The sequence below is a fragment of the Algibacter aquimarinus genome, assembly GCF_039543265.1.
Classification (GTDB): Bacteria; Bacteroidota; Bacteroidia; order Flavobacteriales; family Flavobacteriaceae; genus Algibacter_B; species Algibacter_B aquimarinus.
Map to the genome: position 1 here is coordinate 1 of NZ_BAABJK010000016.1, position 944 is coordinate 944.

Annotated in this window: 1 protein-coding gene; it reads right to left on the bottom strand. The window is 31.7% G+C overall.

All coding sequences use genetic code 11. The features are described 5' to 3' along the window. Positions 1-182: 182 nt before the first annotated feature. Positions 183-545, bottom strand: a complete 363-nt coding sequence (locus tag ABD939_RS15545; RefSeq protein WP_345170486.1) for a hypothetical protein — start codon at positions 543-545, stop codon at positions 183-185. Positions 546-944: the final 399 nt, after the last annotated feature.

A 944-nucleotide genomic window follows, 5' to 3' on the forward strand; every position in this document is an offset into this window, starting at 1 on the left:
TATAATATAAAAATATACTTCGGAAAGAGTCATTTCAAATGTATGCTAACGGTCTCGGCTATGAGTAGTTGCGTGGGTTAGCACTTAACTTTACAAGTACACACCAAGTTGGAAATTCCACAGGAATTTCCAAAGTAGGCGAGAACAAGCAATTACTTATAGCCATTGTTGTGCGTTCGTTTTTATTTCGTTGTTATTATAATTATACTTCCATCGTAAATTCGACAGAAATTTGTTTTTTGCATCATTTCCTCGGACAGAATATTGAACGTTTTAATTCCATTTGGGTCAATTTTTACTCTGTTTTTTAAACTATCGGTCAATGGAATTCCGTCAATTATTATTAAGTCAATTTTTTTCTTATTCCAACCTCTTTGTCCAGCAGATAAGCTGTCCAAATTCAAATTTTTGAATTCAAACAAATCAGTCGGTTTGAATTGAGTGATTTTCAATTCTTTCGTGCGCTTGTCAATTCGGATATTTTCAATATTGTCTTTGTCAAGATAAACAGTTTCCAAATTCGTTTTTTCGTTATCAACGAACATTTCATATTCCGCTGAATATTTTTTTAATATTTTATTTCGGTCGTATTTTATATTCCGAGTTGCGCAACTGAAAGTCAAAGTCAAGATTAATAGAACCAGAAATATTCTCATTTTAATTGTTTTATTCTCAAAAATATTTCAATTCCGTTTTTCATAAAAACTCCAATTAGTGAATGATGCTTTTCGTTTAGTTAACGTGCTCCTTAAATGACGCACAACGGTTACGTATATGAAATGTTGCGTGTTTGTGTGCGAGGATTTTCCGAAGGAAAATCAGAAGCAAGCAAACAAAGCAACTCCCATTGGTTAAGCACAAAATAGCAATTTTTTATATACAATGTTAGCATACGTTTTTTTCTATCAGTAAAAATATAGCTGTAATTATAAAAATCGGAAAGC